This is a genomic window from Streptomyces sp. NPDC046831, assembly GCF_040645305.1.
Taxonomy (GTDB): Bacteria; Actinomycetota; Actinomycetes; order Streptomycetales; family Streptomycetaceae; genus Streptomyces.
In genome coordinates this window covers 21,782-38,739 of record NZ_JBEYXZ010000032.1, presented here as the reverse complement: position 1 = coordinate 38,739, position 16,958 = coordinate 21,782, and the positions used below count along the sequence as shown (strand labels likewise).

The following is a 16,958-nucleotide window of genomic DNA, read 5'->3' as shown; positions in this document are numbered from 1 at the left end:
GGAAGTGGACTATACCTGTCGGCGTCCGCATAGCCCTCCAACTGGTCGCCCAGCGGACACCGGGGGAGCGGAAAGGGTGGTTCGACGGGCAACACGCGCCGGCCTCCTTGCTTTTCGGCCGATCCCGGGACATGACGCACGAAGTACTTCCTGCACGACCCAGCTTCACCTGACCGCGGTGCCGGGGAGGATCCGGTTCACCGCCTGAGTCCTGGAGAAGGCGAGGACTTGAGCATGGGATCCACTTCCGCCGAGAACCACGGTCCGGCAGGCGTCGGCCGTCGCGATCTGATCAAGCGCTCCGCGGCGCTCGGTCTGGTCTCCGTACCCGCCATGGGCCTGCTGTCGGCGTGCGCCAGCGGCGGCGGCGACAAGCAGGGCAAGGCCAAGACGGGAAAGAAGACCGCGAAGAACCCGCTGGGCGTGAACGACAGCGCCCGGATGGAGTTCGTCCTGTTCGACGGCGGATTCGGCAAGGAGTACGCCGAGGACGCCGTCGAGATCTACAAGAAGAACTTCCCGCAGGCCACGGTGAAGTTCGCCGCGACCCAGAAGATCCAGTCCACGCTCCAGCCGCGGTTCAACCAGGGCAACCCGCCGGACCTCATCGACAACTCCGGCGCCGAGCAGATGGACATGGGCGTCCTCGTCGGCAAGGACCAGCTCGCGGACCTCACCCCCCTGCTGGACGCGCCCTCCTACGACGACCCGGGCAAGAAGGTCCGCGACACGCTGCGCCCGGGCATCGTGGAGATGGGCCAGTTCGACGGCGACAAGGTGTGGATCCTGTACTACGCCTACACGGTCTACGGCGTCTGGTACTCGCAGAAGGCCCTGGACTCGCTCGACGAGAAGTACCCCGAGACCTGGGACGAGATGCTCAAGGTCTGCGAGAAGGCCAAGAAGAAGGGCATGGCGGGCTGGACGTACGCGGGCAAGTACCCGTACTACATCCCCTTCTCGCTCTACCCGATGATCGGCAAGGTCGGCGGCCGCGAGGTCCTCGACGCCATCGACAACCTGGAGCCGAACGCCTGGAAGCACCCGGCGGTCAAGGCCTGCCTCGAGGCCTACTACGAGCTCTACCGCAAGGGCTACATCCTCAAGGGCACGCCCGGCCTGGACCACATCCAGTCGCAGACCGCCTGGGCCAAGGGCAAGGCGCTGTTCCTCCCCAACGGCTCCTGGGTGGAGAACGAGTCCGCGAACGTCATCCCGAAGGACTTCGGCCTCGCCGTCTCGGCGCCCAGCGGCCTGGACGCCTCCGACAAGCTGCCGTTCGGCACCATCTGGGCCTCCGGCGGCGAGCCGTTCGTCGTCCCGGCCAAGGCGAAGAACGCCGAGGGCGGCATGGAGCAGCTGCGCATCATGCTCAGCGAGGCGTCCAGCAAGAACTTCACCTCGAAGGTGAAGTCGCTGACCGCGTACAACGGCGGCACCGACGGAATCGAGCTCACCCCCGGCCTGAAATCCGGAGTGGCGGCCCTGGAGAAGGCCGGCGGCAACGTGGTGAATCCGCGGCTGCAGGACTGGTACGTGCAGCTGCAGAAGGAGAAGATCGGCGTGGCCGGCCTCGGCGAGATGATGGCCGGCCGCATCACCCCGGCGGAGGCCATCAAGAAGATCCAGGGCTTCGCCGACGAGGCCGCGAAGGACTCGTCGATCAAGCACTACAAGCACCAGTGAGGATCCGTCACCAGCGGCAGCACCCGCCCAGAGATCGGGGTCGGCAGTAATGCAGCACGGCAAGTACCGGTTCATCGCGGGGTTCCTCGCGGTGCCCCTGGGGCTGTACGCGCTTTTCGTCGTCTGGCCGTTCATCCAGTCCATCTACTACTCGTTCACGGACTGGACGGGCCTGAGTCCCGAATTCGAGATGGTCGGTCTCGACAACTACTCGAGGATGCTCGACGACGGCATTTTCTGGAAGTCGCTGCAGCACAGTCTGCTCTTCGCCCTGCTGCTGCCGCTGGTGACGATCGGCCTGGCGCTGTTCTTCGCCTTCATGATCAATGTCGGCGGGCGGCGGCGCCGCGGCGGACCGGTGATCTCCGGCGTCCGCGGCTCGTCGTTCTACAAGATCGTCTATTTCTTCCCGCAGGTGCTGTCCATCGCCATCGTCGCCCTGCTGTTCGCCTTCGCGTACAACCCGGACAGCGGGGCGGTCAACTCGCTGCTGCGGGGCATCGGGCTCGACGGCGTCCAGCCCCTGTGGCTGGGCGACCCGAACCTCGCCCTGTGGTGCGTGATGGCCGTCCTCGTCTGGTCCACGGTGGGCTTCTTCGTCGTCCTCTTCTCCGCCGGCATGGCCTCCATCCCGGCGGAGATGTACGAGGCGGCGCTGCTGGACGGCGCCAGCCGCCTCACCACGTTCTTCCGGATCACCCTGCCGCTGCTGTGGGACACCGTGCAGTCCGGCTGGGTGTACATGGGCATCCTCGCCCTCGGGGCCGAGTCCTTCGCGGTCGTGCAGATCATGACGACCGGGCCGGGCGGGCCGGACTACTCGACCACCGTCATGGTCCTGTACGTGTACCAGAAGGCGTTCCGGGACGGCCAGGCCGCCTACGCCACCACCATCGGCGTCGCCCTGCTCGTCGTCACGCTGGCCTTCGCGGCCGTCGTGATGCGGCTGGGCCGGCGCGAGCGGCTGGAGTTCTGATCAGATGAAGACGACCGAGACCCCCGCCCCGGTACCGGCCGAGTCCGGGGTACCCGTCACCAAGACCGACGCCCCGGTCGCGCGGCCGGCCCGGCCCCGGCGCGAGGGCGGCGTCCTCAACGTCTTCTCGCACGGCATCCTCGTGCTCTGGGCGATCATGGTGGTGATGCCGCTGGTGTGGGCGGTGATGACGTCCTTCAAGGACGACGGCTCCATCTTCGGCTCGCCCTGGTCGCTGCCGGACCGGCTGCACTTCGACAACTGGGCGCGGGCCTGGAGCGACGCGCACATGAGCGACTACTTCCTCAACACCGTCCTGGTGGTGGGGGGCTCGCTCGTCGGCACCCTGGTGCTCGGCTCCATGGCGGCCTACGTGCTCGCCCGGTTCGACTTCCCGGGCAACCGCTTCCTCTACTTCCTGTTCATCGGCGGCATGAGCTTCCCGATCATGCTGGCCCTGGTCCCGCTGTTCTACGTCGTCAACAACATGGGACTGCTGAACACGATCCACGGACTGATCCTGGTCTACATCGCCTACTCCCTGCCGTTCACGGTGTTCTTCCTGACCGCGTTCTTCCGGACGCTGCCGACCTCGGTGGCGGAGGCCGCGTTCGTGGACGGGGCCTCGCACTCCCGCACGTTCTTCCAGATCATGCTGCCGATGGCCAAGCCCGGCCTGATCAGCGTGGGGATCTTCAACTTCCTGGGGCAGTGGAACCAGTACATGCTGCCCACGGTGCTCAACACCGACCCGGACAAGCACGTCCTCACCCAGGGGCTGGTGCAGCTGGCCGTGAGCCAGGGGTACAAGGGCGACTGGTCCGGCCTCTTCGCGGGCCTGGTGATGGCGATGCTGCCGGTGCTCGCGGCCTACATCATCTTCCAGCGCCAAGTGGTGCAAGGCCTGACGGCCGGCGCCCTGAAGTAGCCTTCCGGGTCTTTGAGCGCCCTCCGTGCGCCCCTCCGCGCCGCTGTGCGCCCGCCGCCGTTCCCGCGCCGTTCCGGCCGCAGGGGGCGGCTTCGGCGTGCCCGCGCGGGGCTTCCGGGGTGTGTCCAAGGACGCGGAAAGGGTTCAACCTCTTGACGGGAGGCAACCCGAACAGCTCAGCTTAGAGTTCACTAGTTGGACATGGACGGGGCCTCGCCGAAGCGGCCCCGCGCTCAGGAGGTCGTCGTGGAGACTCCAGGGTCGCAGTCGTCGCTGCACCGAGCCAACCTGGAGCGGGTCGTACGCGCCGTGCGGCTGGCCGGGTCCCTCACGCAGGCGGAGATCGCGAGGACCACGGGGCTGTCCGCGGCGACGGTCTCCAACATCGTGCGGGAGCTCAAGGACGGCGGGACCGTCCAGGTCACGCCCACCTCCGCGGGCGGCCGCCGGGCCCGCAGCGTGTCCCTGTGCGGCGACGCCGGCATCGTCATCGGCATCGACTTCGGGCACACCCATTTGCGCGTCGCGATCGGGAACCTCGCCCACCAGGTGCTGGCCGAGGAGTCCGAGCCGCTGGACGTCGACGCCTCCTCGACCCAGGGCTTCGACCGGGCGGAGGAGCTGGTCGGCCGCCTGCTCACAGCCATCGGCGTGGACCACTCCAAGATCGTCGGCGTCGGTGTCGGCGTGCCCGGCCCGATCGACGTCGAGTCCGGCACGCTGGGCTCCACCGCGATCCTGCCGGGCTGGACCGGCGCCCGGCCCGCCGAGGAATTGCGTTCGCGCATCGGCGTGCCCGTGCACGTCGACAACGACGCCAACCTCGGCGCCCTCGGCGAGCTGGTGTGGGGCAGCGGCCGGGGCGTGCGCGACCTGGCGTACATCAAGGTCGCCAGCGGTGTCGGCGCCGGCCTGGTCATCGACGGGAAGATCTACCGCGGTCCCGGCGGCACGGCGGGCGAGATCGGGCACATCACCCTGGACGAGTCCGGGCCGGTCTGCCGCTGCGGCAACCGCGGCTGCCTGGAGACCTTCGCGGCCGCGCGGTACGTGCTCCCGCTCCTGCAGTCCAGTCACGGCACCGACCTGACGATGGAGGGCGTCGTGCGGCTGGCGCGGGACGGCGACCCGGGCTGCCGCCGGGTGATCGCCGACGTGGGCCGTCACGTCGGCAGCGGCGTCGCCAACCTCTGCAACCTGCTCAACCCGAGCCGGGTGGTCCTCGGCGGCGACCTCGCCGAGGCCGGTGAGCTGGTGCTGGGCCCGATCCGGGAGTCCGTCGGCCGCTACGCCATCCCCAGCGCCGCGCGCCAACTGTCCGTGCTCCCCGGATCCCTGGGCGGCCGGGCCGAGGTGCTGGGCGCGCTGGCCCTGGCGCTCAGCGAGATGGGCGATTCGACCCTTTTGGACGGCACGCTGCACGCGACGTCCCCTGCCTTCACTTAGAGAACGGATGGCACCGTTGCCATCTCGTTAAGGATTTACTTCTTGACGTCGCACGTGTGGCCGAGTTGACTTCCAGCCACCTCGGCCGCAACGACGCGGCCTCGTCAGGGAGGTTTGTGAAGTGAACACGCGTATGCGTCGTGCCGCCGTTGCCGTTGCCGCTGGTGCGATGGCCGTCTCGCTCGCCGCCTGTGGCAGCGCCAAGCAGTCCGGTGGCAAGGACGACAGCCAGAAGCCGAGCGCCTCGAAGGGCGACGCCATCACCGTCGGCCTGCTGCTGCCGGAGAACCAGACGGCTCGTTACGAGAAGTTCGACAAGCCGATCATCGAGAAGCAGATCGCGACGCTGACGAACGGCAAGGGCAAGGTCGAGTACCTCAACGCCAAGCAGGACGCGACCCTGCAGTCGCAGCAGATCGACACGATGATCACCAAGAAGGTCGACGTGCTGATCCTGGACGCGGTCGACTACAAGGCCGTCGCCCAGGGCGTGAAGAAGGCCAAGGAGGCCGGCATCCCGGTCGTGGCGTACGACCGCCTCGCCGAGGGCCCGATCGCCGCCTACACCTCGTTCGACAACGAGGAGGTCGGCAAGACGCAGGGTGAGGCCCTGCTCAAGGCCCTGGGTGCCAAGGCCAAGTCGGGCAAGGTCGTCATGATGAACGGCTCCGTGACGGACCCGAACGCCGCGCAGTTCAAGAAGGGCGCCCACTCCGTCCTCGACGGCAAGGTGAACGTCGGCAAGGAGTACGACACCAAGGAGTGGAAGCCGGAGAACGCCAACGCCAACATGGAGGGCGCCATCTCCGCCCTCGGCAAGGACAAGATCGTCGGCGTCTACTCCGCCAACGACGGCATGGCGGGCGGCATCATCACCGCGCTCAAGGGCGCCGGCCTCAAGACCCTTCCCCCGGTCACCGGCCAGGACGCGGAACTCGCGGGCGTGCAGCGCATCGTCGCCGGCGAGCAGTACATGAGCGTCTTCAAGTCGTACCCGCAGGAGGCCGAGACCGTCGCCAAGATGGCCGTCTCGATCGCCAAGACCGGCAAGGTGGACAGCTCGCTGAACGCGACCACCGTCGACAGCGGCACCGACAAGGGCATCCCGGCGGTCATCGTCCCCGTCGTCTCGCTGACGAAGGACAACATCCAGGACACGGTCGTCAAGCAGGGCTACTACACGGTCGCCGAGATCTGCACGGCCAAGTACAAGGCCGCCTGCGACAAGATCGGCCTGAAGTAGCACTCCCGGGGCCGCCCCAGCGGCGGCCCCGCCGACCTGCACGGGAGACCGCGCTCATCGATCGCGCGCACCCGTGTCAGCGCGTCCGGCGCCCTGCCGCCGACAGCCCCGCAGCACAACGGCGGGGCGCCGGACGGAACGCACCCCCTCACTCTTCTTGTTCAACCTCCCGCCGGGGTCAGGCTCGGGCGGCGAAGGAGATGGTTCACGTGTCCGCTACGCCCGTGCTGGCGTTGCGCGGGGTCTCCAAGCGATTCGGTGCCGTCCAGGCGCTCACCGACGTAGAGCTTGAGGTCCACGCCGGAGAGGTCGTCGCCCTCGTCGGCGACAACGGCGCCGGAAAGTCCACCCTTGTCAAGACGATCGCCGGTGTGCACCCCATCGATGACGGTGTCATCGAGTGGGAGGGCAAGCCGGTCACGGTCAACCGGCCGCACGACTCCCAGAACCTGGGGATCGCGACCGTGTACCAGGACCTCGCCCTGTGCGACAACATCGACGTCGTCGGCAACCTGTTCCTCGGCCGTGAGATCAAGCGCCGCGGTGTCCTGGACGAGATCGAGATGGAGCGCCGCTCGCGCGAGCTGCTGGACCAGCTCTCGATCCGCATCCCGAGCGTCCGCATCCCGATCGCCTCGCTCTCCGGCGGTCAGCGCCAGGTCGTGGCCATCGCCCGCTCCATGCTCGGCGAGCCCAAGCTGGTCATCCTCGACGAGCCGACGGCCGCCCTCGGCGTCGAGCAGACCGCCCAGGTCCTCGACCTCGTCGAGCGCCTGCGCGAGCGCGGCCTCGCGGTCATCCTCATCAGCCACAACATGGCCGATGTGAAGGCCGTCGCCGACAAGGTCGCCGTCCTGCGGCTCGGCCGCAACAACGGCGTGTTCGAGGTCAAGACCACCTCGCAGGAAGAGATCATCTCCGCCATCACCGGCGCCACGGACAACGCCGTGACCCGTCGTGCGGCGCGCACCAACGCGGAGGCTCAGAAGTGAGCATCGACAAGACCCAGGCCACCGCCGACGCCCCCGTGGAGGCGCCCGCCGCCGCGGCCGACGCCGCGCCGGCCGTCGACCCCCGCCTCCTCGTGCGCGAGCAGGGATTCGCCGGCTACATCGGCGAGTTCAAGCGCAAGATCCGCGCCGGCGACCTCGGCGCCCTCCCGGTCGTCATCGGCCTCATCGTCATCTGCGCCATCTTCCAGAGCCTCAACTCGGCCTTCCTGGGCGCGGAGAACCTGAACAACATCTTCGTCGCCATGGTGGCCACCGGCATGATGTCGGTCGGCATCATCTTCGTGCTGCTGCTCGGCGAGATCGACCTGTCGGTCGGCTCCGTCTCCGGTGTCTCCTCGGCGATCATGGCCGTGATGAGCGTCACCCACGGCGTGAACGAGTGGCTCGCCGTCGTCACCGCCCTGGCCGCAGGCGCGGTCATCGGCGCCCTGCACGGCTTCTTCTTCGCCCGGATCGGTGCGCCCGCGTTCGCCGTGACCCTGGCCGGCCTGCTGTTCTGGAACGGCTTCATGCTCCAGATCCTGGGGGCCAACGGCACGATCAACATCGACGGCGACGGCGTGATCGGCAAGCTCACCACGTACTACTTCTCGGACGTGGCCGCCGCCTACCTGCTGGCCGTCGTCGCGGTCGCCGGGTACTTCCTCTCGGCCTTCTTCGGCAACCGCCGCCGCGAGGCCGCAGGCATCCCGTCCCGCCCGCTGGGCGACATCGTGCTGCGCACCGTGCTGCTCGCGGTCGCCGCGTTCGCCGTCGCGGTCATGTTCAACCAGTACAAGGGCCTGCCGCTCGCCGTGCTGCTCTTCGCGATCGTCCTGGTCGGCAGCGACTTCCTGCTGCGCCGCACGGCGTACGGCCGGAAGGTCTTCGCCCTCGGCGGCAGCGTCGAGGCCTCCCGCCGCGCCGGCATCAACGTCGCCGCGGTCCGGGTCTCGGTCTTCGCCATCGCGGGCTTCTTCGCCTCGGTCGGCGGCCTCTTCTGGGCCTCCAAGATCGCGGCGGCCAACCAGAGCGCCGGCTCCGGCGACCTGCTGATGAACGTCATCGCCGCGGCCGTCATCGGCGGCACCAGCCTCTTCGGCGGCCGGGGCCGCACCTGGAACGCGCTGCTCGGTGTCCTCGTGATCACGTCGATCCAGTACGGCCTGGCCCTGCAGGGCATCGCCACCCCGATCCAGTACATGATCACCGGTGGCGTGCTCCTCGCCACGGTCGTCATCGACTCGGTCACCCGCAAGACCCAGAAGTCGGCCGGACGCGCCTGAGCGCTCCCCGCACCGCACGGCCGTGCCCGGCACCCACCACGGTGCCGGGCACGGCCGTGCCCGGAGCCGGTTTCCAGGCACGGCCGTTCGTGTGACCCGCGACCCCCCGCCCGGACACCGGCCGCCCGGGCGGAACATTAGACTCGTCAGGCCCGCCGAAAGCTCGATCAGCTCTACTGCAAGGAGGCACGGGTGCCGCTGCTGACCCGCATCAGGGGACCGCGCGATCTGGACCGGCTCAGCCTGGAGGAGCTGGACCAGCTGGCAGAGGAGATCCGGACCTTCCTCGTCGACTCGGTCTCCAGGACCGGCGGCCACCTCGGCCCCAACCTCGGTGTGGTCGAGCTGACCATCGCCCTGCACCGGGTGTTCGACTCGCCCAAGGACCGGGTCCTGTGGGACACCGGCCACCAGGCGTACGTCCACAAGCTGCTCACCGGCCGCCAGGACTTCTCCCGGCTGCGCAGCAAGGGCGGCCTGTCCGGCTATCCCTCGCGCGCCGAGTCCGAGCACGACGTCATCGAGAACAGCCACGCCTCCACGGTCCTCGGCTGGGCCGACGGCCTCGCCAAGGCCAACCAGGTCCTGCGGCGCGAGGACCACGTCGTCGCGGTCATCGGCGACGGCGCGCTCACCGGCGGCATGGCCTGGGAGGCCCTCAACAACATCGCCGACGCCAAGGACCGTCCCCTCGTCATCGTCGTCAACGACAACGAGCGCTCCTACGCCCCGACCATCGGCGGTCTCGCCAACCACCTCGCCACCCTGCGCACCACCGACGGCTACGAGAAGTTCCTCGCCCGCACCCGGGAGGTGCTGGAGCGCACCCCGGTCGTCGGCCGGCCACTGTACGAGACCCTGCACGGCGCCAAGAAGGGCCTGAAGGACTTCATCGCCCCGCAGGGCATGTTCGAGGACCTCGGCCTGAAGTACGTCGGGCCGATCGACGGGCACGACATCGAGGCCCTGGAGTCCGCGCTCGCCCGCGCCAAGCGCTTCGGCGGCCCCGTCATCGTGCACTGCCTCACCGAGAAGGGCCGCGGCTACCGGCCCGCCGAGCAGGACGAGGCCGACCGCTTCCACGGCATCGGCCCCATCCACCCCGACACCGGCCTGCCCACCAAGGCCGCCGCCGCCAGCTGGACCTCCGTCTTCGGTGACGAGATGGTCAGGCTCGGCCGGGAGCGCAAGGACATCGTGGCCATCACGGCGGCCATGCTCCAGCCGGTCGGCCTGAAGAAGTTCGCCGACGCCTTCCCGGACCGCATCTACGACGTCGGCATCGCCGAGCAGCACGCCGCCGTCTCCGCGGCCGGCCTCGCCACCGGCGGCCTGCACCCGGTCTTCGCGGTGTACGCGACCTTCCTCAACCGCGCCTTCGACCAGGTCCTCATGGACGTCGCCCTGCACCGGTGCGGCGTGACGTTCGTGCTCGACCGGGCCGGCGTCACCGGCGACGACGGCGCCTCGCACAACGGCATGTGGGACATGTCGATGCTCCAGGTCGTGCCCGGCCTCAGGCTCGCCGCCCCCCGGGACGCCGAGCAGTTGCGCGCCCAGCTGCGCGAGGCGGTCCAGGTCGACGACGCGCCGACCGTCGTGCGCTACTCCAAGGGCGTCGTCGGCCCCGCCGTGCCCGCCGTGGGCCGCGTCGGCGGCATGGACGTGCTGCGTGAGCCGGGCACCGACACCCCCGACGTCCTGCTGGTCTCTGTCGGCGCCCTGGCGCCGATGTGCCTGGAGGTCGCCGCGTCCCTCGAGAAGCAGGGCATCTCCACCACCGTCGTCGACCCGCGCTGGGTCAAGCCCGTCGACGAGGCCATGGCCCCGCTCGCCGAGCGGCACCGCGTCGTCGTCACCGTCGAGGACAACTCCCGCGTCGGCGGTGTCGGCTCCGCCATCGCCCAGGCCCTGCGGGACGCGGGCGTCGACGTGCCGCTGCGCGACTTCGGCATCCCGCCGCGGTTCCTCGACCACGCCTCCCGCGCCGAGGTCCTGACGGAGATCGGGCTGACCGCTCCCGACATCGCCCGCCAGGTCACCGGTCTGGTCGCCAAGCTCGACGGACGGTTCGAGCGCACCGGCGCCGGGGTCGACTCGGTGGAGCCCGCGCGCGACTGACGGCCGCGAACGCCCCCGCGACCGACGGGCCGGTTCCGCCGCTCTCCACGGGTGGCGGAACCGGCCCTCGTGCGTGAACCTGCCAGTGCCGGGGCATTCGCATCGCCAGCCCTCTCGATCACGGCGAGGACGACCAGTGTGGGAGGTGGGTCCGTGGGCAGCCCGCTCTTCAGGACGAAGAACGTCGAGCAGTCGATCCAGGACACCGAGGAGCCCGAGCACGCGCTCAGGAAGTCCCTGTCCGCCCTGGACCTGACCGTCTTCGGCGTCGGTGTCATCATCGGCACCGGCATCTTCGTCCTCACCGGCAAGGTCGCCAGGGAGAACGCGGGCCCCGCGGTCTCCCTGGCCTTCGTCGCGGCGGGTGTCGTCTGCGCGCTCGCGGCGCTCTGCTACGCGGAGTTCGCCTCCACGGTCCCGGTGGCCGGGTCCGCGTACACCTTCTCCTACGCCTCCCTCGGCGAACTGCCCGCCTGGATCATCGGCTGGGACCTGGTCCTGGAGTTCGCGCTCGGTACGGCGGTGGTCGCCGTGGGCTGGTCGGGCTACATCCGCTCACTGCTGGACAACGCCGGCTGGCAGGTCCCGGCGGCGCTGGGCGGGCGGGAGGGGGCCACCGGCTTCGGTTTCGACGTCCTCGCCGCCGCCCTCGTCCTCGTGCTCACCGCCATCCTCGTGCTCGGCATGAAGCTGTCCGCCCGGGTCACCTCCGTCGTCGTCGCCGTCAAGGTGGCCGTCGTCCTGCTCGTGATCATCGCGGGCGCCTTCTTCGTCACGGCCGACAACTACGATCCCTTCATCCCGAAGTCGCAGCCCGTGGAGGCGGGCGGCAGCCGCCTGACGGCGCCGCTGGTCCAGCTGATGTTCGGCTGGACGCCCTACGACTTCGGCGTCCTCGGCATCTTCACCGCCGCCTCGGTCGTCTTCTTCGCCTTCATCGGCTTCGACATCGTGGCCACCGCCGCCGAGGAGACCCGCAACCCCCAGCGGGACGTGCCCCGCGGCATCCTCGGCTCGCTGCTCATCTGCACCGTCCTGTACGTGGCGGTGTCCGTCGTCGTCACGGGCATGCAGAACTACCGCACCCTGTCCGTCGACGCCCCGCTCGCCGACGCCTTCAAGGCCGTGGGGCACCCCTGGTACGCGGGCGTGATCAGCTTCGGCGCCGCCGTCGGCCTGACCAGCGTGTGCATGATCCTGCTGCTCGGCCAGACCCGGGTGTTCTTCGCGATGAGCCGCGACGGGCTGCTGCCCCGCTTCTTCTCCCAGGTCCACCCGCGGTTCAGGACCCCGCACCGGCCGACGATCCTGCTCGGCGTGATCATCGCGATCGTGGCGGGCTTCACCAGCCTGAGCGAACTCGCCGAACTGGTGAACATCGGCACGCTCTTCGCCTTCGTCGTCGTGGCGATCAGCGTGATCATCCTGCGCCGGACCCGCCCCGACCTGCCGCGCGCCTTCCGCACTCCCTGGGTGCCGGTGCTGCCGATCGTGTCGGTGTGCGCCTCGCTGTGGCTGATGCTCAACCTGCCCGCGGAGACCTGGCTGCGGTTCGCCATCTGGATGGTGATCGGCTTCCTGGTCTACTTCCTCTACGGCCGCTCCCACAGCCTCCTCGCCCAGCGCGAGCGCACCGCTACGGCCGGGGTGGCCGGGCGGGGCGGGGACACGGCGGGCTGACGCCGCGCGGTCCGGCCGCGCCGTGAGTCCGCCGGCGCCGACAGGCCGTCCGGCGCGCCGGACGGCGGTACGGGGCGGCAGCGGGCCGCGAACGCCCTGTCGGCCGGCTCAGGGGCGCACCGCCCGCGGGCCCAGGACCTCCGCGCCCAACTCCGTCACCCGGCGGCGCAGTTCGCGGTCCGCCGTCACCACGAGCGCCCGCCGGCCGCCGGCCTGCCCGACCAGCTCGACTATGCGGTCGTCGCCGCTGCCGGGTGCCGTCTCGATCCGTACCCCCGGCACCGGGGCGACACCGCGTGCCGCGCCCTCCACCACGAGGACGATCTCCGCGCCGCCCGGCAGGCCGGGCAGCCCGTCGGCCGCCAGCCGGTCCCGCAGCCTCTCGGCGGCACCCCTGCGGTCGCGCCACCAGCCGTCGGGCACGGACCCGACGACGTTCGCACCGTCCACGATCACCAGCAGGGGGGCGTCCGCGTTCATGCGTCCAGGGTGCCACGACGCGGGGGAGGGCGGTGGCGCGCCCTCAGGAACCCCGAGCGCCGCACCGACGCCACCGACGCGGGCGCCCGGCCGGGCAGCGGGCACACGCGGTAGCGGGCCGCCGCCGCGGGCGCCCTGCCGGGCATCCGCGGGAGAGGACCGCCGCGCGGGTCCACCAGCGCGGGTAGATGCGGGGAGGGTGGTCGCGCGGGTCGGCCGGCTTGGGTAGATGCGGGGAGGGTGGTCGCGCGGGTCGGCCGGCTTGGGCCAATGCGGGGGAGGGTGGCCGCGCGGGTCCATCGGCTCGGGCCAATGCGGGGAGGGCGGTCGCGCCGGTCCACCGGTCCGGGCTTCCCCGGCTCCGCCCGGCCCTTGGCCGACTCGGCCCGGCGGCCCGGCGTGCTCCGGCTCGGGCCAGGTCGGCCCAGTCCCGGTCCACTGCCGCGCCCGGTCGCCGGCTGGCGCCGGGTCGGCCCGGTCCGCCGCCGCCCCGCCCACCTCGGCCCGGCGCCGTACCGCCCAACTCGGTCCTGCCCGGCCCGGCTTGGCCCACGCGTCGGTCACGGGGGCCAGCGAGGACCCGCGCAGGGGACCGGACGGGACGCGGACACGACGGTGCCCGGCACACCCACCGGTGTGCCGGGCACCGTACAGCCGCGCGCGGGGGCGGTTACGCCGGGACGCTCGCCACGCCCTGCGCCAGGAACCGCTTGCCGTTCACCCGCTCGGAGACACCCTCGCGGTCCAGGTACGGCGTGATGCCGCCCAGGTGGAAGGGCCAGCCCGCGCCCGTGATCAGGCAGAGGTCGATGTCCTGGGCCTCGGCGACGACGCCCTCGTCCAGCATCAGGCCGATCTCCTGGGCCACCGCGTCGAGGACGCGGGTGCGGACCTGCTCCTCCGTGAGGACGGTGCCGCCCTGCTTCAGCAGCGCGGCGACCTCCGGGTCCAGCTCGGGCTTGCCGCTGTCGTAGACGTAGAAGCCGCGCTTGCCCGCCTCGACGACCGCCTTGAGGTTCGGCGAGACCGTGAAGCGGTCCGGGAACGCCCGGTGCAGCGTCTCGGAGACGTGCAGGCCGATCGCCGGGCCGACCAGCTCCAGCAGCACCAGCGGGGACATCGGCAGGCCGAGCGGCTCCACCGCCTTCTCCGCCACCTCGACGGGAGTGCCCTCGTCGATGACGTTCTGGATCTCGCCCATGAAGCGGGTCAGGATGCGGTTCACGACGAACGCCGGGGCGTCCTTGACCAGCACCGCGGTCTTCTTCAGCTTCCTGGCGACGCCGAACGCCGTGGCCAGCGAGGCGTCGTCGGTCTGCTCGCCGCGGACGATCTCCAGCAGCGGCAGCACGGCGACCGGGTTGAAGAAGTGGAAGCCGACGACCCGCTCGGGGTGCTGCAGCTTCGACGCCATCTCCGTCACCGACAGCGAGGAGGTGTTGGTGGCGAGGATCGCGTGCGCCGGGGCGACGGCCTCGACCTCCGCGAACACCTTCTGCTTGACGCCCATCTCCTCGAACACGGCCTCGATGACGAAGTCCGCGTCCGCGAAGCCCTCGGCCTTGTCCAGCACACCGGTGACGAGGGCCTTCAGGCGGTTGGCCTTGTCCTGGCTGATGCGGCCCTTGCCGAGCAGCTTGTCGATCTCGGCGTGGACGTAGCCCACACCCTTGTCGACGCGCTCCTGGTCGATGTCGGTCAGCACGACCGGCACCTCCAGGCGGCGCAGGAACAGCAGGGCGAGCTGCGAGGCCATCAGACCGGCGCCGACGACACCGACCTTGGTGACCGGGCGGGCCAGGCTCTTGTCCGGGGCGCCCGCGGGGCGCTTGCCGCGCTTCTGCACCAGGTTGAAGGCGTAAATGCCGGCGCGCAGCTCGCCGCCCATGATCAGGTCCGCGAGGGCCTGGTCCTCGGCGTCGTAACCCGCCTGCAGGTCGCCGTCCTTGGCGGCGGCGATGATGTCGAGGGCGCGGTAGGCGGCCGGAGCGGCGCCGTGCACCTTGCTGTCCGCGATGGCGCGGCCCCGGGCGACGGCCTGGTCCCAGGCCTCGCCGCGGTCGATCACCGGGCGGTCCACGACGATCTCGCCCTTGAGGACGGCCGCCGTCCAGATCAGCGACTGCTCCAGGAAGTCGGCGCCCTCGAACAGGGCGTCGGTGATGCCCAGTTCGTAGACCTGCTTGCCCTTGAGCTGCTTGTTCTGGTTGAGCGAGTTCTCGATGATGACCGAGACGGCCTTGTCGGCGCCGATCAGGTTCGGCAGCAGCGTGCAGCCGCCCCAGCCCGGGACCAGGCCCAGGAAGACCTCGGGCAGCGAGAACGCCGGGAGGGCCGCGGACACCGTGCGGTAGGTGCAGTGCAGGCCGACCTCGACGCCACCGCCCATGGCCGCGCCGTTGTAGTAGGCGAAGGTCGGGACGGCCAGCTTCGACAGGCGCTTGAAGACCTCGTGGCCGCCCTTGCCGATGGCGAGCGCGTGCTCGTGCTCCTTGAGCAGCTCGACGCCCTTGAGGTCGGCGCCGACGGCGAAGATGAACGGCTTGCCGGTGATGCCGACGCCGACGATCTCCCCGTCCGCGGCCTCCTTCTCGACCTGGTCGACGGCGGTGTTCAGGTTCGCCAGCGACTGCGGTCCGAAGGTGGTCGGCTTGGTGTGGTCCAGGCCGTTGTCGAGGGTGATCAGGGCGAAACGCCCGGCGCCCAGCGGCAGGTCGAAGTGGCGTACGTGCGCGGTCGTGACGACCTCGCCCGGGAACAGCTCGGCCGCGCCCTTCAACAGCTCAGCGGTGGTGCTCACTTGTCGCCTCCGGCGGACTCGAAGTGCGGGTTCTCCCAGACGACCGTGGCGCCCATGCCGAAGCCGACGCACATGGTGGTCAGGCCGTAGCGGACCTCGGGGTGCTCCTCGAACTGGCGGGCCAGCTGCGTCATCAGGCGGACGCCGGAGGAGGCCAGCGGGTGACCGAAGGCGATCGCGCCGCCGTACTGGTTGACGCGCTCGTCGTCGTCGGCGATGCCGTAGTGGTCGAGGAAGGCCAGCACCTGGACGGCGAACGCCTCGTTGATCTCGAACAGGCCGATGTCGGAGATGGACAGCCCGGCCTTGGCCAGCGCCTTCTCGGTCGCCGGGATCGGACCGTAGCCCATGACCTCGGGCTCCACACCGGCGAAGGCGTAGGAGACCAGGCGCATCTTGACCGGCAGGCCGTTCTCGCGCGCGAACTCCTCGGAGGCGATGACCGAGGCGGTGGCGCCGTCGTTCAGACCGGCCGCGTTGCCCGCGGTGACCCGGCCGTGGACGCGGAACGGCGTCTTGAGGTTCGCCAGGTTCTCCAGCGTGGTGCCCGGGCGCATCGGCTCGTCGGCGGTGACCAGGCCCCAGCCGGTCTCGCCGGCCTCGGGGGTGGTGCGGCGCACGGAGACCGGCACCAGGTCCTGCTGGATCTTGCCGTTGGCGTACGCCTTGGCGGCCTTCTCCTGCGAGCGCACGGCGTACTCGTCGGCGCGCAGCTTGGTGATCTGCGGGTAGCGGTCGTGCAGGTTCTCCGCGGTCATGCCCATGAACAGGGCCGACTCGTCGACCAGCTTCTCGCTGACGAAGCGCGGGTTCGGGTCGACGCCCTCGCCCATCGGGTGGCGGCCCATGTGCTCGACACCGCCCGCGATGGCGACGTCGTACGCGCCGAAGGCGATGGAGCCGGAGACGGTGGTGACCGCGGTCAGCGCGCCCGCGCACATGCGGTCGATCGAGTAGCCGGGCACCGAGGTGGGCAGGCCCGCGAGGATGCCGGCGGTGCGGCCGATGGTCAGGCCCTGGTCGCCGATCTGCGTGGTCGCGGCGATGGCGACCTCGTCGACCGTCTTCGGGTCGAGACCCGGGTTGCGGCGCAGCAGCTCCCGGATCGCCTTCACGACGAGGTCGTCGGCGCGGGTCTCGTGGTAGATGCCCTTCGGGCCCGCCTTGCCGAACGGGGTGCGGACGCCGTCGACGAAGACGACGTCCCTGACGGTACGAGGCACGATGGCTCTCCTCCAGGGTGCGGGATGGCACTGCTGCGACGCGCAACCGCTGAGCGCGCGCTCAGGTTCATGCTACTTGTGGGTAACGTAGCTGCAC

12 protein-coding genes are annotated in these 16,958 nt (G+C 70.3%); 9 read left to right on the top strand and 3 right to left on the bottom strand.

All coding sequences use genetic code 11. The features are described 5' to 3' along the window. The first annotated feature begins 234 nt into the window (after positions 1 to 234). From ngcE to ABZ920_RS24085, 9 genes are all read left to right on the top strand, one after another. Positions 235 to 1,686 (top strand): N-acetylglucosamine/diacetylchitobiose ABC transporter substrate-binding protein, encoded by a 1,452-nt coding sequence (gene ngcE, locus ABZ920_RS24125; protein WP_361508587.1) that lies wholly within the window; start codon positions 235 to 237, stop codon positions 1,684 to 1,686. Positions 1,687 to 1,735: 49 nt separating this feature from the next. Then, positions 1,736 to 2,662, top strand: coding sequence for a sugar ABC transporter permease (locus tag ABZ920_RS24120; RefSeq protein ID WP_361508584.1), 927 nt, complete (start codon positions 1,736 to 1,738; stop codon positions 2,660 to 2,662). 4 nt (positions 2,663 to 2,666) lie between these two features. Next, positions 2,667 to 3,590 carry a carbohydrate ABC transporter permease gene (locus ABZ920_RS24115; protein WP_361508581.1) on the top strand — a complete coding sequence of 308 codons (924 nt, stop codon included), beginning with the start codon at positions 2,667 to 2,669 and terminating at the stop codon, positions 3,588 to 3,590. 246 nt (positions 3,591 to 3,836) lie between these two features. Continuing rightward, positions 3,837 to 5,036, top strand: coding sequence for an ROK family transcriptional regulator (locus ABZ920_RS24110; protein WP_361508578.1), 1,200 nt, complete (start codon positions 3,837 to 3,839; stop codon positions 5,034 to 5,036). A gap of 121 nt (positions 5,037 to 5,157) precedes the next feature. After that, positions 5,158 to 6,279: a sugar ABC transporter substrate-binding protein gene (locus ABZ920_RS24105; RefSeq protein ID WP_361508575.1), complete on the top strand. Its 1,122-nt coding sequence runs from the start codon at positions 5,158 to 5,160 to the stop codon at positions 6,277 to 6,279. Positions 6,280 to 6,479: 200 nt separating this feature from the next. Then, positions 6,480 to 7,271 carry an ATP-binding cassette domain-containing protein gene (locus ABZ920_RS24100; RefSeq protein ID WP_361508572.1) on the top strand — a complete coding sequence of 264 codons (792 nt, stop codon included), beginning with the start codon at positions 6,480 to 6,482 and terminating at the stop codon, positions 7,269 to 7,271. Then, complete coding sequence (locus ABZ920_RS24095; RefSeq protein ID WP_361508569.1) at positions 7,268 to 8,557, top strand: sugar ABC transporter permease; 1,290 nt, start codon at positions 7,268 to 7,270, stop codon at positions 8,555 to 8,557. Before ABZ920_RS24100 ends, ABZ920_RS24095 begins: the two co-directional genes overlap by 4 nt. A 192-nt stretch (positions 8,558 to 8,749) precedes the next feature. Further along, the gene (dxs, locus tag ABZ920_RS24090) at positions 8,750 to 10,678 is read left to right on the top strand and encodes a 1-deoxy-D-xylulose-5-phosphate synthase (protein WP_361508566.1); all 1,929 of its coding nucleotides are present in this window, start codon (positions 8,750 to 8,752) and stop codon (positions 10,676 to 10,678) included. A 153-nt stretch (positions 10,679 to 10,831) separates the two neighbouring features. Next, positions 10,832 to 12,358: an amino acid permease gene (locus ABZ920_RS24085; protein ID WP_361508564.1), complete on the top strand. Its 1,527-nt coding sequence runs from the start codon at positions 10,832 to 10,834 to the stop codon at positions 12,356 to 12,358. A 108-nt stretch (positions 12,359 to 12,466) separates the two neighbouring features. On the opposite strand, the gene ABZ920_RS24080 is transcribed toward ABZ920_RS24085, so the two are convergent. The 3 genes from ABZ920_RS24080 to ABZ920_RS24070 all read right to left on the bottom strand — a co-directional run bounded on the left by ABZ920_RS24080 (position 12,467) and on the right by ABZ920_RS24070 (position 16,861). After that, positions 12,467 to 12,838, bottom strand: coding sequence for an NTP pyrophosphohydrolase (locus ABZ920_RS24080; RefSeq protein WP_361508562.1), 372 nt, complete (start codon positions 12,836 to 12,838; stop codon positions 12,467 to 12,469). A gap of 670 nt (positions 12,839 to 13,508) precedes the next feature. Next, on the bottom strand, positions 13,509 to 15,638 hold the full coding sequence (locus tag ABZ920_RS24075; RefSeq protein WP_361508559.1) for a 3-hydroxyacyl-CoA dehydrogenase NAD-binding domain-containing protein: 2,130 nt from the start codon (positions 15,636 to 15,638) through the stop codon (positions 13,509 to 13,511). Continuing rightward, positions 15,635 to 16,861 (bottom strand): acetyl-CoA C-acyltransferase, encoded by a 1,227-nt coding sequence (locus tag ABZ920_RS24070; protein WP_361508556.1) that lies wholly within the window; start codon positions 16,859 to 16,861, stop codon positions 15,635 to 15,637. Before ABZ920_RS24070 ends, ABZ920_RS24075 begins: the two co-directional genes overlap by 4 nt. Positions 16,862 to 16,958 lie beyond the last annotated feature (97 nt).